The sequence below is a fragment of the Streptantibioticus ferralitis genome, assembly GCF_029223525.1.
In the GTDB taxonomy this organism is placed as follows: domain Bacteria; phylum Actinomycetota; class Actinomycetes; order Streptomycetales; family Streptomycetaceae; genus Streptantibioticus_A; species Streptantibioticus_A ferralitis.
This window is the reverse complement of record NZ_JARHTQ010000001.1, coordinates 517,801-532,422: the sequence shown is the minus strand read 5'-3', so window position 1 is coordinate 532,422 and position 14,622 is coordinate 517,801. Positions and strand designations below refer to the sequence as shown.

The following is a 14,622-nucleotide window of genomic DNA, read 5'->3' as shown; positions in this document are numbered from 1 at the left end:
TCACGCCGTCTCGTACTCGTCCTCCTCGGCGAACCCCGGCAGCCAGTCGAGCAGTTCATCGCGCAGCCGTACGGTGGCGTCCAGCTGGCAGAGCACCCCGATGGTGCTCAGCGTCACCCGGTGGATCAGCAGATAGGACGGCGGCAGGTTCAGCTGCTTGCCCAACTGGTAGGCGGGCGAGCGCGGATCGGCGACCCGGGCCGCCTGATTACGCATCCAGCCGCGCCCGAAGGTGAACTCCTCCACCCGGGCCGGTTCGATGATCGGCCGCAGATAGTCCAGTACCGCGTCCGGGTTGAGCTGGATCGACGGCTTGACGAATCCCTCCTGGCGCAGCATCGAGTGCACCGACTCCGCGTCGCCGTCCAGCGCGAGCCGCAGCGATGCGCCGATCGGCAGCGGCAGCCCCTCGGGGAGCCGGTCCACCGTGCCGAAGTCCAGTACGCCCAGGCGCCAGCCGTCGGCCGGGCCGTCGTCGACCAGCAGCCGGAAGTTGCCCGGGTGCGGGTCGGCGTGCAGCAGCCCGGTGCGGGCCGGTCCGGCGAACAGGAAGCGCGCCAGCAGCTGTCCCGCGCGGTCGCGCTGCTCCTGGCTGCCGTCCGCGATCACCTCGGCCAGCGGCACACCACCCAGCCACTCGGTGACCAGTACCTGATCCGCCTGGTACACCACCGCGGGGACGACCACATCGGGGTCGTCGGCGAACTCCGCGGCGTGCGCGTGCTGGGCCGCCGCCTCCAGCTCGTAGTCCAGTTCCTCGGACACCCGGTCACGCAGTTCGGTGATCAGCGGCTTGATGTCCATGCCCGGGATCAGCGGGCCGAACAGCCTCGCCACCCGGCCGAGTTGCGACAGATCGGAGAGCAGTGCCTCACCGGCGCCCGGGTACTGCACCTTGACCGCGACCTCGCGTCCGTCGTGCCACACCGCGCGGTGCACCTGGCCGATGGACGCCGCCGCGGCGGGCTTGTCCTCGAACTCCTCGAACATCTCCCGCCAGCGCTCGCCGAGCCGCTTCGCCAGCACATCGTGCACGGTCCGGGCGGGCATCGGCGGCGCCGCGTCCTGGAGTTTGGTCAGCGCCGCCCGGTACGGGCCCGCGACCTCTTCGGGAAGCGCGGCCTCGAAGACGGACAGGGCCTGACCGAACTTCATCGCACCCCCCTTAAGCTGGCCCAGCGTCTTGAACAGCTGCTCGGCGGTGCGCTGCTGCAACTCGCTGGCCACAACCTCGGCCGGCCGCCCCCCGATTCGCTTGCCCAGACCCAAGGTGGCTCGGCCCGCGAAGCCGAGGGGTAGCGCGGCGAGCTTCGCGGTCCGGGTCACTGCCTTACGCGGAAGATCCGACATGCGCCCCTCTTTCGTATCCCCGTGCCGCCCGCGATCGGCGCGGGGTGGTCACCCGGTCATTGTCGCGCGCCCCTGGTGCGTCAACCGCACCGCACCCGCACTGTGCATGGGGCGCGACGTCCACCATCCGCATCCCCAGTCCGGCCAGCGAGAATTCCACCCGGGCGCCGGCACTCGGCGGCACCCGACCATCGAGCAGGGCCAGCGCGTGCGTGGCGGCGAGACCGGCGACGAGTGTCGACAGTGCGATGTCGCAGGCCTGCACCCCGGGCGGCCGCCCCGACCGTAGCTGGGCGAGTATCCGCGGCCATGCGGGGTCCGCCTCGGCCCTGGCGCGCTCCAGGCACTCGGCGCACGCCGACCGCCCCGGCAGCACCAGCGGCCCCACCACCCCAAGGCCCTCGACCACTCCGGCGTACAGGTGCGGGATCCGCGCCGCCATCAACGGCTCGGCGGGCCGCGGATCCGGTGCGTAGGCCGAGAGGCCGTCCCGCGGGGCGATGACCGCCAGGCCCAAAGCCGCCTCGGGACGAGCAGGTCGGACCGCGGGGCGCGGATCGGGCGCGGCCCGCCGTACCGCGCCACGCGCCGCCGCCTCCCGCCGTTCGCCGACGGCCGCCGCGGGGATCCCGCACGGCGCCGCGTCCCACGGCTCGACCTGGCCGCCGTCGGCCACAGCAACCCGGCCCACCCCGGCGGCGGACAGTACGGCGGCCACCGAAGCGCCGATCCGTCCTGCGCCGCACACCTTCACCCGTGCGGCCCTGCGCGCCGCCAACCGGGCGGCGGCCGCGCCCGGCTCGGGGTGGACCACCGACAAGGACGCCAGGTCCGGCCGCAGCCGCTCCAGCGCGCCGCCCTGGTGCCGTATCACCGCGTCGAGCGGACCCGCGCTGTCGGCATCGTCCAGCACCCCGCCGTCCGCGAGGACGCCGAGCAGCCGATCCGCGCGGTCCGGGGCCAGCCCGAGCGCCGCCGCCTCCTCGCGCAGCAGTGCGGGGCCGCGCGTGCCGTCCAGCAGGCCGAGGAAGCGGGCGGACGGATCGTCCAGCGGTCCGAGTACCACCGCGTGTGCCGGGTCGACACCGAACTGCAGGGTCTCGGGCCCGCGCCAGCTGCGGCGCAGGGCGGGCTTGAGCATGGGATGTCCGGCTTGAACGGTGCGCATGGCTACCCCCGTGATGGTCAACTGCCCATGTGCGGCTGCGGATTGGGATCTGCGTCGGGTCCGGCGCGGACCCGATCAGGACCCCAGCTTGCCCGCGGGCGCGAACTCCCGCCGAAAGTTATCCACAGGCTGTGGGGAATAGTCGTTTGATACGCCTACGGTGGCCACCTGTCCAGGAGACGGGACTTCACCGCGCCCGAGCCGGTACCGTCGAAACGTGCCCGCGGACCCCTCCCATCACGTCTCCCGTAGCCAACCCCTCGACAGTCAGCCCCTCGGCATCCGGGCGAGCGCAGTAGAGGTGCGCCGTAGCGCGCGCCGCCGCAGAACGGTCTCGGCATACCGCGAGGGAAGCCGCACCATCGTTCTCATCCCCGCTCGGATGTCCGCTGCCGAGGAGCAGCGCTGGGTCACGGTGATGCTGGACAAGCTCGCCGCCCAGGAGAGCAAGCGCATGCTGGGCGACGACGAACTCGCCGAGCGCGCACAGCGGCTCTCCGACCAGTACCTCGACGGTTGCGCCGCGCCCGACACCGTGCGCTGGGTGACCAACCAGAACACCAGATGGGGCTCGTGCACCCCGTCCGAGGGCAGCATCCGGTTGTCGCACCGGCTCCAGGGCATGCCCGAGTACGTCATCGACTACGTACTCCTGCATGAGCTCGCGCATCTGCTCGTGCCGGGTCATGGCCCGCGTTTCTGGAAGCTCCTCGACGCGTACCCGCGCACCGAGCGGGCGCGCGGCTATCTGGAGGGCGTGGTGGCGGCCGGTCGGCTGCCTCACCTGCCAACCGGCAGGGAGGAACCCGAGGACTGAGCTCGGGCGACCGAGCGGTACGGCAGTTGCCGCTAGAGCAGCTGCCGTACCCGGTCCACCAGCCGTGCGACCGACTCGTCGGCCACCGACGGGACCTCGTCGAACCGGTACCAGCGCAGGTCCAGCGACTCGTCGCTGATCGCCTCGACGGCGCCAGGCGGTGCGACCGCCGCGTACTGCACGTCCAAGTGCCAGGCGCAGGGCGTCAGATGGCGGTCCAGCCGCGCGGGGCCGCCGGGGAGCAGCGTGAGGCCGGTGACCCCGGACTCCTCGGTCGCCTCACGCAACGCCGCGTCCGCCAGCGCCGGATCAGCCGGTTCGCAGTGGCCGCCCATCTGCAGCCACATGTGCAGCTTCCTGTGCAGGGTGAGCAGCACAGTCCCCCGCGATGGATCCACCACCAGGGCACTCGCCGTGATGTGCCCCTCGCCGCAGGACTTCCACATCCCGTCAGGGTGGCGGGCGAGGTGTTCCAGGTAGGCCAGGCGCAGCTGCTCCTGGTCAGGCGAGGCGACCGGTGGCGCCCACTCCTTGAGGACGCGCGCCGTGTCCGCGTGCAGGCTCACTTGTCCCCGTCGTGCTTGCCGTCTTCCGCGCCGTTGTCCTTCGGCCCGGCCTCCCCGTGCTCTCGGCCCTTGGCGGCCTCGCCGAGCATCTTGTCGAGCGCGTCGAAGTCGATGCCCTCCTCACGGTGCACGAACCCGTCCGGGTCGTCGAGGTCCTCGGCGGTCGGCAGCATGTCCGGGTGCGCCCACAGGGAGTCGCGCCCGTCCGTACCGCGCGCGTCCGCCAGCGAGGCCCACAGTCGGGAGGCGTCCCGCAGCCGCCGCGGCCGCAGTTCGAGCCCGATCAGCGTGGCGAAGGTCTGCTCGGCGGGGCCACCGGTCGCCCGGCGTCGCCGCAACGTCTCACGCAGCGCGCCCGCCGACGGCAGATGCGGTGCGGCCGCGGCGTGCACCACCGCGTCCACCCAGCCCTCCACCAGCGCCAGCGCGGTCTCCAGCCGGGCCAGCGCGGCCTTCTGCTCCGGGGTGTCCTCGGGCTGGAACATGCCCTGCTGCAGCGCCTCCTGCAGCGCCTCCGGGTTCGCTGGGTCAAGCTGGCCGACCGCGTCCTCAAGACGGGTGGTGTCGACCTTGATTCCGCGCGCGTACCCCTCGACGGCACCGAACAAGTGCGCCCGCAGCCACGGGACATGAGCGAAGAGCCGCTGGTGGGCCGCCTCGCGCAGGGCGAGGTAGAGCCGCACCTCCTCCTCCGGCACACCGAGACCCGAGCCGAACGCCGCGATGTTCACCGGAAGCAGCGCCGCCTTGCCCGCCGGGCCCAGCGGCAGTCCCACGTCGGTGGAGCCGACGACCTCGCCCGCCAGCACACCGAGCGCCTGCCCGATCTGGGTACCGAACATGGCACCGCCCATGGAGCGCATCATGCCGAGCAGCGGGCCCGCCATGGCCTGCATCTCCTCGGGCAGTACGCCGCCCATGGCCGCGCCGACCCGCTCCGCCACCGGGTCGACCAGTTCCTTCCACGCGGGCAGCGTCGCCTCGACCCACTCGGCGCGGCTCCACGCCACGGACGAGCCGGAACCGGACGGCAGCGACGTCGCACCGTCGAGCCACAGGTCGGCCAGACGCAGTGCCTCCTCGACGGCGGCGCGCTCGCTCGCACTGACGCTGGCGTCCTTCGAGCCGTCCTGCGCGCCCTGCGCGACGGTCTGGCGGGCGATGTCCTTGGCCATGTCCCAGTTCACCGGCCCGCCCTCGTAGGAGAGCATCTGGCCGAGCTGCTGGAAGGCCGCGCCCAGGTCGTTGGGGTTCAGCGAGCCGAACATCGCGGCCAGCGGGTTGTCGCCACCGCCTGCCGCATCGCCGCCGAAGCCGAACGGGCTGCCGCCGAAGGGGTCGCCGCCCGGGCGACCCTTCTTCTTGCCCTCGTCCCCGTCCTCGGGCTCCTCAGGAGGGACGCCGAATCCAAATGGGGTGTCACTCACGGGCTTCCTCGGCTCTGTGTGATCGGAACGTTCGCCTTGTGGGCTTTGTCAGGGCTGTACCACCAGCCTAGACACCTCTCAGGCAGGATGGGACCTGCGTACCTCGTACCAAGACAACAGTGGGAGACACCCGGTGAGTTCCCCGGCACCAAACGTTCGCTCAGGGCGGATCCACGCCTCGGGACCGGTCGTGGCGATCACCGGCGCGGCGTCCGGTGTCGGACATCTGCTGGCCCTGCGGTTGGCCGCGTCGGACGAGGTCAGAAAGGTCGTGGCGATCGACGAGCGGCGCGGTGAGGTGCCCGGCGCGCAGTGGCGGGTGATGGACGTACGGGACCCGGCCATCGCCGACCGGCTGCGGGTCGACGGGCACCCGGTGGACGTCCTGGTCCACCTCGCGCTGGACCTCAACCTGGAGTCCGACCCCAAGGCGCGTACCGCGTTCAACGTGCGCGGTACCCAGACCGTGCTGACCGCAGCGGCCGCCGCCGGGGTGCGCAGGGTGGTCCTGGTCACCTCCGCGATGGTCTACGGGGCACTGCCCGACAACGATGTTCCGCTTGCCGAGGACACGCCGCTGCGGGCCACCGCCGAGGCCACCTGCGTCGGGGACCTGCTGGAGATCGAGCGGCTCGGCCGCCGGGCACCGCGCGCCCATCCGGGCCTGAACGTCACCGTCCTGCGGCCCGCCGTGCTGGTCGGCGGTACGGACACCGCGCTCACCCGCTACTTCGAGTCACCGCGGCTGCTGGTGGTCGCCGGGAGCCGCCCCCGCTGGCAGTTCTGCCATGTCGAGGACCTGGTGTCCGCGCTGGAGTACGCGGCGCTGGAGAAGGCCGAGGGCGAGATGGCGGTCGGCTGCGACGGCTGGCTGGAGCAGGAGGAGATCGAGGAGCTCTCCGGAATCCGGCGGATGGAGCTGCCGCAAGCGGTGGCGCTGGGCGCGGCCGCCCGGTTGCACCGGCTGGGGCTCACCCCGTCCCCGGCGGGTGACCTGGAGTACACCATGCACCCGTGGGTGGTCAGCGGCAGCCGGTTGCACGAGGCGGGCTGGCGGCCGAAGTGGACCAACGAGGAGGTGCTCGCCGAACTGCTGGCGGAGGTCGCGGGCCGCCACACGGTCGCGGGCCGTCGCCTGGGCCGCAAGGACGCCGCCGCCTCGCTCGGCGCCGCCGGGGCCACCGTCGCCCTGGTGGGCACCGCGGCACTGGTGCGGCGGGCGCGCAAGCGGCGCGGGATCTGAGCGGCGGACGGGGCACCGGCTCGCTCGGCGGCCGGATATCTTCGTCGGATCCGACTGTCCTGCCCTTGGATATTCATACAGGGACTGGCTTTCCGTATGCGCCACCCGTGCGGCACCATGGCCCACATGGCACGCACGTACGACAAGGCCCAGGAACCGCGGGACCCCATCCGGCTCCTGGCCGTCCGTGACACCCCGCTGTCCGTGGACGAGGTCTTCCGCGCCGTCGGTGATGACGCCGCCGGTGGTACCGCGCTGTTCGTCGGCACCGTCCGTGACCATGACGGCGGCACGGCGGACGTCACCCGTTTGTCGTACTCCGCGCACCCCAGCGCCGAAGCCGAGCTGCGCCGTGTCGCGGAGAAGGTCGCCGCCGACTTCCCGGTGCGCGCGATGGCCGCCGTGCACCGCGTCGGCGACCTGCGGGTGGGCGATCTGGCGGTAGTCGTGGCCGTCTCCTGCCCGCACCGCGGTGAGGCCTTCACGGCGTGCCGCCGCCTGATCGACGACCTCAAGCGCGAGGTCCCGATCTGGAAGCACCAGACCTTCGCCAACGGCACCGAAGAATGGGTGGGCGCGTAGCGCCCTCGTTTGAGGGGCGGTGGTCGGGTGACGGGTGGGCGGGTGGGTGCGTAGCGCCCTTATTGGGGGGTGCTCTTTGAGGATGCGCAGCATCCTCAAACGACCGCACTTTGTGCGCATTCCGCTCCATCACCGGGCGCGTCAACTTGCGTAACCAGGTACCCAGGCTGAGCGTTGAATCAGTGAGCGATTAATCTGCTCATAGGTCCTGCGTTGGTATGTGCGTGGTCGGGAGGCCGGTATGGCGGCACTGGCTTGGTTGCTGATTCCGGTCATCGGCGCGGTTGCCGCCACCGTGTGGGCGGGCTGGGCGGGGCGTACCCGCCGCACAGCCGGTGACGTGCACTCACTCGCGGGGTACGAAAGGTTCCGCGAGGCCATGACGAAGACGCACTCCGGCTCGGACGCCTGACGCGGACCAAGCCGGATCAAGCAGGCCGGATACCCGGACGGACCGGCCCCGCAAGCCGCTTGTCATACCTGTCCCGTACTGTCATGGCATGCCACGCCGCACCGCGACCCTGCTCACTTCGACGTTGCTGCTGATAGCGCTGCTCTGCGTCGGGGTGCTGATCCCCGTGCCGTACTCCGCGATGTGGCCGGGGCCCACCGTGAACACCCTCAGTGAGAACGAGGGCGCGCCGGTGCTGCAGATCTCGGACCACCGGACCTATCCGGTGAGCGGCCACCTCAACATGACGACGGTCCGGGTGACCGGTGCGGACTACACGATGAACCTGGTCGAGGCGATCTCGGACTGGCTCTCCAACGACCACATCGTCGTCCCGCACGACACGCTGTACCCCAAGGGCCAGACCGCGCAGCAGGCGGACCAGCAGAACGCCGAGGAGTTCAGCCAGTCCCAGGACAGCGCCAAGGTGGCGGCCCTCAACAAGCTGCACATCCCGGTCGGCTCGCAGGTGATCGTGGGGTCCGTGGTCAAGGGCAGCCCGGCCGAGGGCAAGCTGCACGCGGGCGACGTGATCAAGGCCGTGGACGGTACGGGGGTCACCCAGCCCGGCGATGTCGCCAAGCTGGTCACCAAGCACAGGCCCGGTCAGGACGTGGCGTTCACCGTGGTCGCGGCGGGCGACGCCGGCAAGACGGGCGCGGCGACGCAGTCGGTCACCATCAAGACCGCGAAGGCGGACGGCGGCCGGGCGATCGTGGGTATCCAGGCCGTCCTCGGCCACACGTTCCCGTTCCCGATCGACATCAAGCTGGCCGACGTCGGCGGTCCGAGCGCGGGCCTGATGTTCTCCCTGGGCATCATCGACAAGCTCACACCGAACGATCTGACCGGCGGGAAGTTCGTCGCCGGTACCGGCACCATCGACGACAGCGGCACGGTGGGCCCCATCGGTGGTATCTCGATGAAGATCATCGGGGCGAGGGACGCGGGCGCGCAGTACTTCCTGACCCCCAAGGACAACTGCGCGGCCGCGGCCAAGGACACCCCGAAGGGGCTGCGGCTGGTGAAGGTCAACTCGCTGGACGACGCGCTGAACGCCCTCACCGACATACGGACGGGGAAGACGGCGGACCTGCCCAGCTGCTCGGCAGGCTGACCATCCGGGGCGCCGTCGGTCCGGCCGACGGCGCCGCCTCGATGGTGCCGTGGCTACTCGGCGAAGGTCGCGGTGAGCGCCTCGGCCAGCCCAGGGACCAGGTCCTTGCCGGTCAGCACCTCGGTCGGCGAGTCCTTCTCGCGCAGCCGGATCGCCGACTCGCGGCTGCCGTCACGCAGTACCCCGACCGTCATCCGGACCTCCTGGCGCTCCGGGTGCCTGGCCACCCACGCCGTGAGCCCGGCCTCGTCCAGGCCCTCGGGAATCGATGCCTCGGCGGTCGGCGGGAGCATCAGCCGCTCCACGGTCAGCGCGCATCCGGCGACCGCGTCGGGCCACGCGATGGTGGCCAGGAACTCGTCCAGCGGGGTGTCGGTGGGAACCTCGTCCTGTTCCACGGGGGTCAGCGCCCCGGCGGACTCGCCGCCGTCCCCTTCGAGACCGAGCTGTGCGAACAGCATCGGTTCCTCGGTGCGGAGGCGTTCGGTGTCGACGAGGGCGAAGAGACGGGCGGGCTGGTTCCAGCCGAGGCCGGACGCGTACTCGTCGATTTCGAGTACGGCACGGGTCAGCGGGGTCGCGGCGAGGGGTGCGCCGCCGGTGGGAGTGTTGGACATGTTCAACATCCTGCCCGTTCCGGGCCCCGGAACGGGAACCACGTAAAGCGTGAGTAAGTTGCATGGATGGGTGTCCGCCTCCGGACGCCGTACGGACGCGACGTAACGACGTATTTCGAGGTGCGCACCTTGGCTTTCCAGATGCCGGACCGAGGCGGAGGTCCCACGGGGCCGCGGATCACCGTAGGCCGGCCGTCCCGGCGTACCCGGACGCTGTTGATGACGCTCGCCGCGCTGGCCGTGCTGGCCATGGCCTTCGTCATGTTCTCCGGCTTCTGGACGGACTGGCTGTGGTACCGGTCGGTTCACTACTCGTCGGTCTTCACCACCACGTTGTGGACCCGGATAGCGCTCTTCGCCGTCTTCGGCCTGCTGATGGCCCTGGCGGTGGGGGCCAACGTCTACCTCGCGCACCGGCTGCGGCCGCAGTTGGGCGCGATGTCGTTGGAGCAGCAGAGCCTGGACCGCTACCGGCTGGGCATCGCCCCGTTCCGCAAGTGGCTGCTGCTCGCGGTCTGCCTGCTGGTCGGGCTGATCGGCGGGGCGTCCGCCTCCGGCCAGTGGCGCACCTGGCTGCAGTACGTCAACGCCGTCCCGTTCGGCACCAGGGACCCGCAGTTCAAGCTGGACGTCTCGTTCTACGCCTTCGACCTGCCCTGGTACCGCTTCCTGCTGAGCTTCGGTTTCGCCGCGGTCGTGCTGTGCCTGGTGGCGTCGGCCCTGGTGCACTACCTGTACGGAGGGCTGCGGCTGAGCAGCCCGGGGGCGCGCGCTACGGCGGCGGCGACCGGTCATCTGTCCGTGCTGTTGGGCCTGTTCGTCTCGCTCAAGGCGGTCGCGTACTGGCTGGACCGGTACGGGCTCGCGGTGAAGTCCAGCGGCTTCCGCCCCACGAGCGGCTGGACCGGACTGCGGTACGTGGACGCGAACGCCTATCTGCCCGCCAAGACCATCCTGTTCTGCATCGCGATCATCTGTGCCGTGCTGTTCTTCGCGACGCTGTGGCGGCGCACGTGGAGCCTGCCGATGCTCGGCTTCGGGCTGATGGTGCTCTCCGCGATCCTGATCGGCGGGCTGTACCCGGCGATCGTGCAGAAGTTCCAGGTGCAGCCGAACGAGGCCGCCAAGGAAGCCCCGTACATCCAGAAGAACATCAACGCGACCCGCGCCGCGTACGGCATCGACAGCAGCAAGGTCACCGACTACCCCGGGGCCAGTTCAACCCAGAGCAGCACGTTGCGGACGGATGCCGACACCGCCGCGAGCCTACGGCTGCTGGACCCGAACGTGGTGTCGCCGTCGTTCCAGCAGCTCCAGGGGATGCGTGGTTTCTACTCGCTGGCCGCACCGCTGGCCGTGGACCGCTACCAGATCGACGGCAAGGAGCAGGACAGCGTCGTCGGACTGCGCGAGCTCAACACCAAGGGCATCCCGGAGAGCAACTGGATCAACGACCACTTCAAGTACACCCACGGGTACGGGATGGTCGCGGCCAAGGGCAGCTCCGTAACGGACACCGGTGCCCCGGACTTCACCGAGCACGATCTGCCGCCGCAGGGACAGTTGGGCCCCTACGAGCCGCGGATCTACTACGGCGAGCAGACCAAGCAGTACTCGATCGTCGGCGGCCCGGCCAAGGAGATCGACTACTCCGACGTCAACGGCGAGAAGAGCTACTCGTACACCGGTCACAGTGGTGTCAGCCTGCAGAACCCGATCACCAGGGCCGCCTATGCGGTGCAGCTCGGCCAGCCGCAAATACTGTATTCGGGCGCGATCGGCAAGGGCTCGAAGATCCTGTACAACCGCACGCCCAAGGAGCGCGTCGAGGCCGTCGCGCCGTGGCTGACGATCGACGGTGACCCGTATCCGGCGGTGGTGAACGGCCACGTCCAGTGGATCGTGGACGCGTACACCACGACCAACGGCTACCCGTACGCCTCCCGTACCACCCTCGGTGACACCACCTCCGACTCGCTGACCGGTGGCAACCGCTCGGTGCTCGCCCAGCAGAACCAGGTCAACTACATCCGCAACTCGGTGAAGGCGACGGTGGACGCCTTCGACGGGACGGTGAAGCTGTACCAGTGGGACACCCAGGACCCGGTGCTGAAGACCTGGATGAAGGCGTACCCCGGCACGGTCGAGCCGCGCAGCGCCATCTCCCCGCAGCTGATGTCCCATCTGCGGTACCCGCAGGACCTGTTCAAGGTGCAGCGCGAACTGCTGACCCGCTACCACGTCACCGACGCGGGGACGTTCTACAGCGGCAGTGAGGTCTGGCAGGTGCCCAACGACCCGGCGAAGCGGGACAGTGGGGCGGTTCCGCCGTACTACTTGAGTGTGAAGATGCCGGGGCAGAGTTCCCAGGCGTTCTCGTTGACCACGACCCTCACCCCCAACCGGCGCGACAACCTCGGCGCCTTCATGGCGGTTGACGCGGACGCCAACAGTCCCGACTACGGAACCATCAGGCTGCTGCAACTGCCGTCCAGCAGCAATGTGTCGGGGCCGAAGCAGGTACAGAGCAAGTTCAACTCCGATCCCAGAGTGGCAAATCAGGTCAACATCTGGCAAAGGGGTGACTCCGAGGTCGAGTACGGGAACCTGTTGACGGTGCCGCTCGACGGCAGCCTGCTGTACGTCGAGCCGGTCTATGTGCGCGGCGCCGGTACCAACTACCCGCTGCTGAAGAAGGTGTTGGTCAACTGGGGCGGCGACAAGATCGCGTTCAGGGACACCCTCGGTGAAGCCCTCGACGAGGTCTTCAACACCTCGTCCGGCCCCGCCCAGCCGCCGCCACCGACCAGCAGCAATCCCGGGCAGCCCGTCAACCAAACGGTGAAGCAGGCGCTGCAGGACGCGCAGAACGCCTACGACCAGGGTCAGCAGGCGCTGAAGAACAACGACTGGACGGCCTACGGAAAGGCGCAGCAGGACCTGCAGAACGCCCTGAAGCGAGCCCAGGAGGCTGAGAGCACACCGCCCAAGAAGCCCTGATCGGGTGATCTCCGCGCGTCATGGTACGGTTGTTACACAACGACGCGGGGTGGAGCAGCTCGGTAGCTCGCTGGGCTCATAACCCAGAGGTCGCAGGTTCAAATCCTGTCCCCGCTACTGGATAGTTCATCAGCGGCCAAGGCCGCGGGAGAGAAGGCCCGGAGTCAACGACTCCGGGCCTTCTCGCTTGTCTGAGGGGTTCACAGAGCCGGTGGTTTGGTTTGATTGCGCTTCGGGAAGTCGGGATGTCGTGAAGTCGACAAAACGCTGAAGTGACCTCGGGGATGCGGTATACCAGGTGTACGCCGGTTTCGGGTGGTGCGACGATGGATCCCATGGGGGATGGTGTAAGCGTGCTTGAGGCGCGTCTGCTTCCGCAGGAGGCGGACGTAACTTCCGTGTCCGAGCAGCCGGTTGAGGCTGCGACAGTGCTCGACGACGACGTACTGACCGCCCGTGAGGAAGCCGAACTGCAGGCGCGCTACCGCCGCGCCGCCGACCTCGGCGACACCGCCGCACAGGGAAAGATCGGCACCCTGCTGCTGCGCAGGGGTGATCTGGACGGCGCCGAGCCGTATCTGCGCGCGGCCACCTCGGCCGGCGACCGGGCCGCCGCCAACAACCTCGGGGTACTGCTGCACCAGCGCGGGTACCCGGACGAGGCGGCCGGTTGGTGGCGGATCGCCGCCGTCGCGGGCAGTGCCGCCGCGGCGCACGCGCTGGGCCGCCACTACCGCGAGCGCGGCGACGAGCCGGCCGCCGAGTACTGGCTGCGGCAGGCCGCGGAGACCGGGCACGTGCTCGGTGCGTACGCGCTGGCCGATCTGCTGGAGCACCGCAGCGATGTCGGCGCCGAGCGCTGGTACCGGGCCGCCGCCGAGCACGGGCACCGTGAGGCGACATACCGGCTGGCCAGGATCTGCGCCGAGCGCGGCGAGGAGGCCGAGGCCGAGCAGTGGTACCGGCAGGCGGCCGCCCGCGGCCACACGCGGGCCTCGCTGCGCCTCGGCACGCTGCTGGAGGAGCGCGGCGAGACCGAGCAAGCGCGCCGCTGGTACCTGACCGCGGCCAAGGACGGAGATCCGCGGGCCGCGTGCGCGCTGGGCTTCCTGCTGCGCGACGCGGGCGATGTCGACGGCGCCGCCGAGTGGTGGCGGCGTGCCGCCCAGGAGGGCGACGGCCAGGCCGCCAACGCGCTGGGCGCGCTGCACGCGCAGGAGGGCGAGACCCAGACCGCCGAGCGCTGGTACCGGGCCGCGCTGGAGGCGGGCGACGACAACGGGGCGTACAACCTCGGCCTGTTGTGTGCCGCTCGCGGCCGTGTCCCGCAGGCCGAGCAGTGGTACCGCCGGGCGGCCTACGCGGGCCACCGCGAGGCCGCCAACGCGCTCGCCGTGCTGCTGCTGCAGAGTGGCGACGCGGCCGGCGCCGAGCCGTGGTTCTCCAAGGCCGCCGAGGCGGGCAGTGTGGACGCCGCGTTCAACCTGGGCATCATCTGCGCCGGGCGCGAGGACCACGCGGCCGCGCGCCGCTGGTACGAGCGGGCCGCCGCGGCCGGGCACACCGAGGCGGCGCTCCAGGTCGCCATGGCGCTGCAGCGCGAGGGCGACCTGCGCGCCGCCGAGAAGCACCTGCGGTGCGCGGCGGGCGGCGGCAGCGCGGAGGCCGCCTTCCGGCTCGGTGCCGTGCTGGACCAGGAGACGGCGGAGGGCTCCGCGGAGGCCGAGGAATGGTACGAGCGGGCCGCCCGGCTGGGTCACCGCCGGGCGCAGGTGCGGCTCGGCATGTGCGCGGCCCGGCGCGGAGACTCGGTCGACGCCGCGCGCTGGTACCGGCTGGCCGCCGAGGCGGGCAGCCGGAACGGGGCCTTCAACCTCGGACTGCTGCTGGCCCGCCAGGGCAGCGAGGCGGAGGCCGCGCTGTGGTGGACGATAGCGGCCCAGGGCGGCCATGGGCGCGCCGCGCTGCGGCTGGCGCTGCTGGCGGCCCGCCGGGGCGAGCTGAACGAGGCGAGGAAGTGGTGCGATCAGGCGGTCGAGTGCGGCCCGGCAGAGGTCGCGGAGCGCGCGGCCCGGCTGTCGGATGTGCTGCGGCAGGAGCTGACTGCCTGAGGCCTGCGCTTAAGGCCCCGTGATCATCGATTTGCTCCACACGTCGCGCGTCGTTTACAGTGGTGTCACAACGACGCGGGGTGGAGCAGCTCGGTAGCTCGCTGGGCTCATAACCCAGAGGTCGCAGGTTCAAATCCTGTCCCCGCTACTGAAGAGCAGGGCCCGGAACCGTC

General features: G+C 70.6%; 12 protein-coding genes and 2 tRNA genes. 9 read left to right on the top strand and 5 right to left on the bottom strand.

Annotation, left to right across the window (positions count from 1 at the left end):
* Entirely contained in the window at positions 1 to 1,350 is a 1,350-nt protein-coding gene (locus P2L57_RS02415) for an ABC1 kinase family protein (RefSeq protein ID WP_275807342.1), read from the bottom strand.
* Entirely contained in the window at positions 1,331 to 2,518 is a 1,188-nt protein-coding gene (locus P2L57_RS02410; protein WP_275807339.1) for a TOMM precursor leader peptide-binding protein, read from the bottom strand. Before P2L57_RS02410 ends, P2L57_RS02415 begins: the two co-directional genes overlap by 20 nt.
* A 217-nt stretch (positions 2,519 to 2,735) precedes the next feature.
* Here P2L57_RS02410 and P2L57_RS02405 point away from each other — a divergent pair, with 217 nt between their 5' ends.
* Positions 2,736 to 3,335, top strand: a complete 600-nt coding sequence (locus P2L57_RS02405; protein ID WP_275807336.1) for a M48 metallopeptidase family protein — start codon at positions 2,736 to 2,738, stop codon at positions 3,333 to 3,335.
* Positions 3,336 to 3,367: 32 nt separating this feature from the next.
* On the opposite strand, the gene P2L57_RS02400 is transcribed toward P2L57_RS02405, so the two are convergent.
* Together P2L57_RS02400 and P2L57_RS02395 are read right to left on the bottom strand one after the other, a co-directional pair.
* Complete coding sequence (locus tag P2L57_RS02400; RefSeq protein WP_275807333.1) at positions 3,368 to 3,901, bottom strand: NUDIX hydrolase; 534 nt, start codon at positions 3,899 to 3,901, stop codon at positions 3,368 to 3,370.
* Positions 3,898 to 5,328, bottom strand: coding sequence for a zinc-dependent metalloprotease (locus tag P2L57_RS02395; RefSeq protein ID WP_275807330.1), 1,431 nt, complete (start codon positions 5,326 to 5,328; stop codon positions 3,898 to 3,900). Before P2L57_RS02395 ends, P2L57_RS02400 begins: the two co-directional genes overlap by 4 nt.
* Before the next feature lie 133 nt (positions 5,329 to 5,461).
* On the opposite strand from P2L57_RS02395, the gene P2L57_RS02390 reads away from it, so the two are divergent.
* The 4 genes from P2L57_RS02390 (at position 5,462) to P2L57_RS02375 (ending at position 8,721) form a co-directional block, all read left to right on the top strand.
* Positions 5,462 to 6,571 (top strand): SDR family oxidoreductase, encoded by a 1,110-nt coding sequence (locus tag P2L57_RS02390; protein WP_275807327.1) that lies wholly within the window; start codon positions 5,462 to 5,464, stop codon positions 6,569 to 6,571.
* Between the two features lie 117 nt (positions 6,572 to 6,688).
* Positions 6,689 to 7,153 carry a molybdenum cofactor biosynthesis protein MoaE gene (locus tag P2L57_RS02385; protein ID WP_275807325.1) on the top strand — a complete coding sequence of 155 codons (465 nt, stop codon included), beginning with the start codon at positions 6,689 to 6,691 and terminating at the stop codon, positions 7,151 to 7,153.
* A gap of 241 nt (positions 7,154 to 7,394) precedes the next feature.
* A complete protein-coding gene (locus P2L57_RS02380; protein WP_275807322.1) occupies positions 7,395 to 7,565 on the top strand; it encodes a hypothetical protein in 171 nt (56 codons plus the stop codon).
* 88 nt (positions 7,566 to 7,653) lie between these two features.
* The gene (locus P2L57_RS02375) at positions 7,654 to 8,721 is read left to right on the top strand and encodes a YlbL family protein (protein WP_275807319.1); all 1,068 of its coding nucleotides are present in this window, start codon (positions 7,654 to 7,656) and stop codon (positions 8,719 to 8,721) included.
* Between the two features lie 53 nt (positions 8,722 to 8,774).
* Here the strand turns inward: P2L57_RS02375 and P2L57_RS02370 are convergent, their stop codons facing one another.
* Positions 8,775 to 9,338 (bottom strand): PPA1309 family protein, encoded by a 564-nt coding sequence (locus tag P2L57_RS02370; protein WP_275807316.1) that lies wholly within the window; start codon positions 9,336 to 9,338, stop codon positions 8,775 to 8,777.
* A 141-nt stretch (positions 9,339 to 9,479) separates the two neighbouring features.
* On the opposite strand from P2L57_RS02370, the gene P2L57_RS02365 reads away from it, so the two are divergent.
* The 4 genes from P2L57_RS02365 (at position 9,480) to P2L57_RS02350 (ending at position 14,597) form a co-directional block, all read left to right on the top strand.
* Positions 9,480 to 12,338, top strand: coding sequence for a UPF0182 family membrane protein (locus tag P2L57_RS02365; RefSeq protein ID WP_275807626.1), 2,859 nt, complete (start codon positions 9,480 to 9,482; stop codon positions 12,336 to 12,338).
* A gap of 43 nt (positions 12,339 to 12,381) precedes the next feature.
* Positions 12,382 to 12,455, top strand: a tRNA-Met gene (locus P2L57_RS02360).
* 209 nt (positions 12,456 to 12,664) lie between these two features.
* Positions 12,665 to 14,449, top strand: coding sequence for a tetratricopeptide repeat protein (locus P2L57_RS02355; RefSeq protein ID WP_275807313.1), 1,785 nt, complete (start codon positions 12,665 to 12,667; stop codon positions 14,447 to 14,449).
* 74 nt (positions 14,450 to 14,523) lie between these two features.
* Positions 14,524 to 14,597, top strand: a tRNA-Met gene (locus P2L57_RS02350).
* The last annotated feature ends 25 nt before the right edge of the window (positions 14,598 to 14,622 follow it).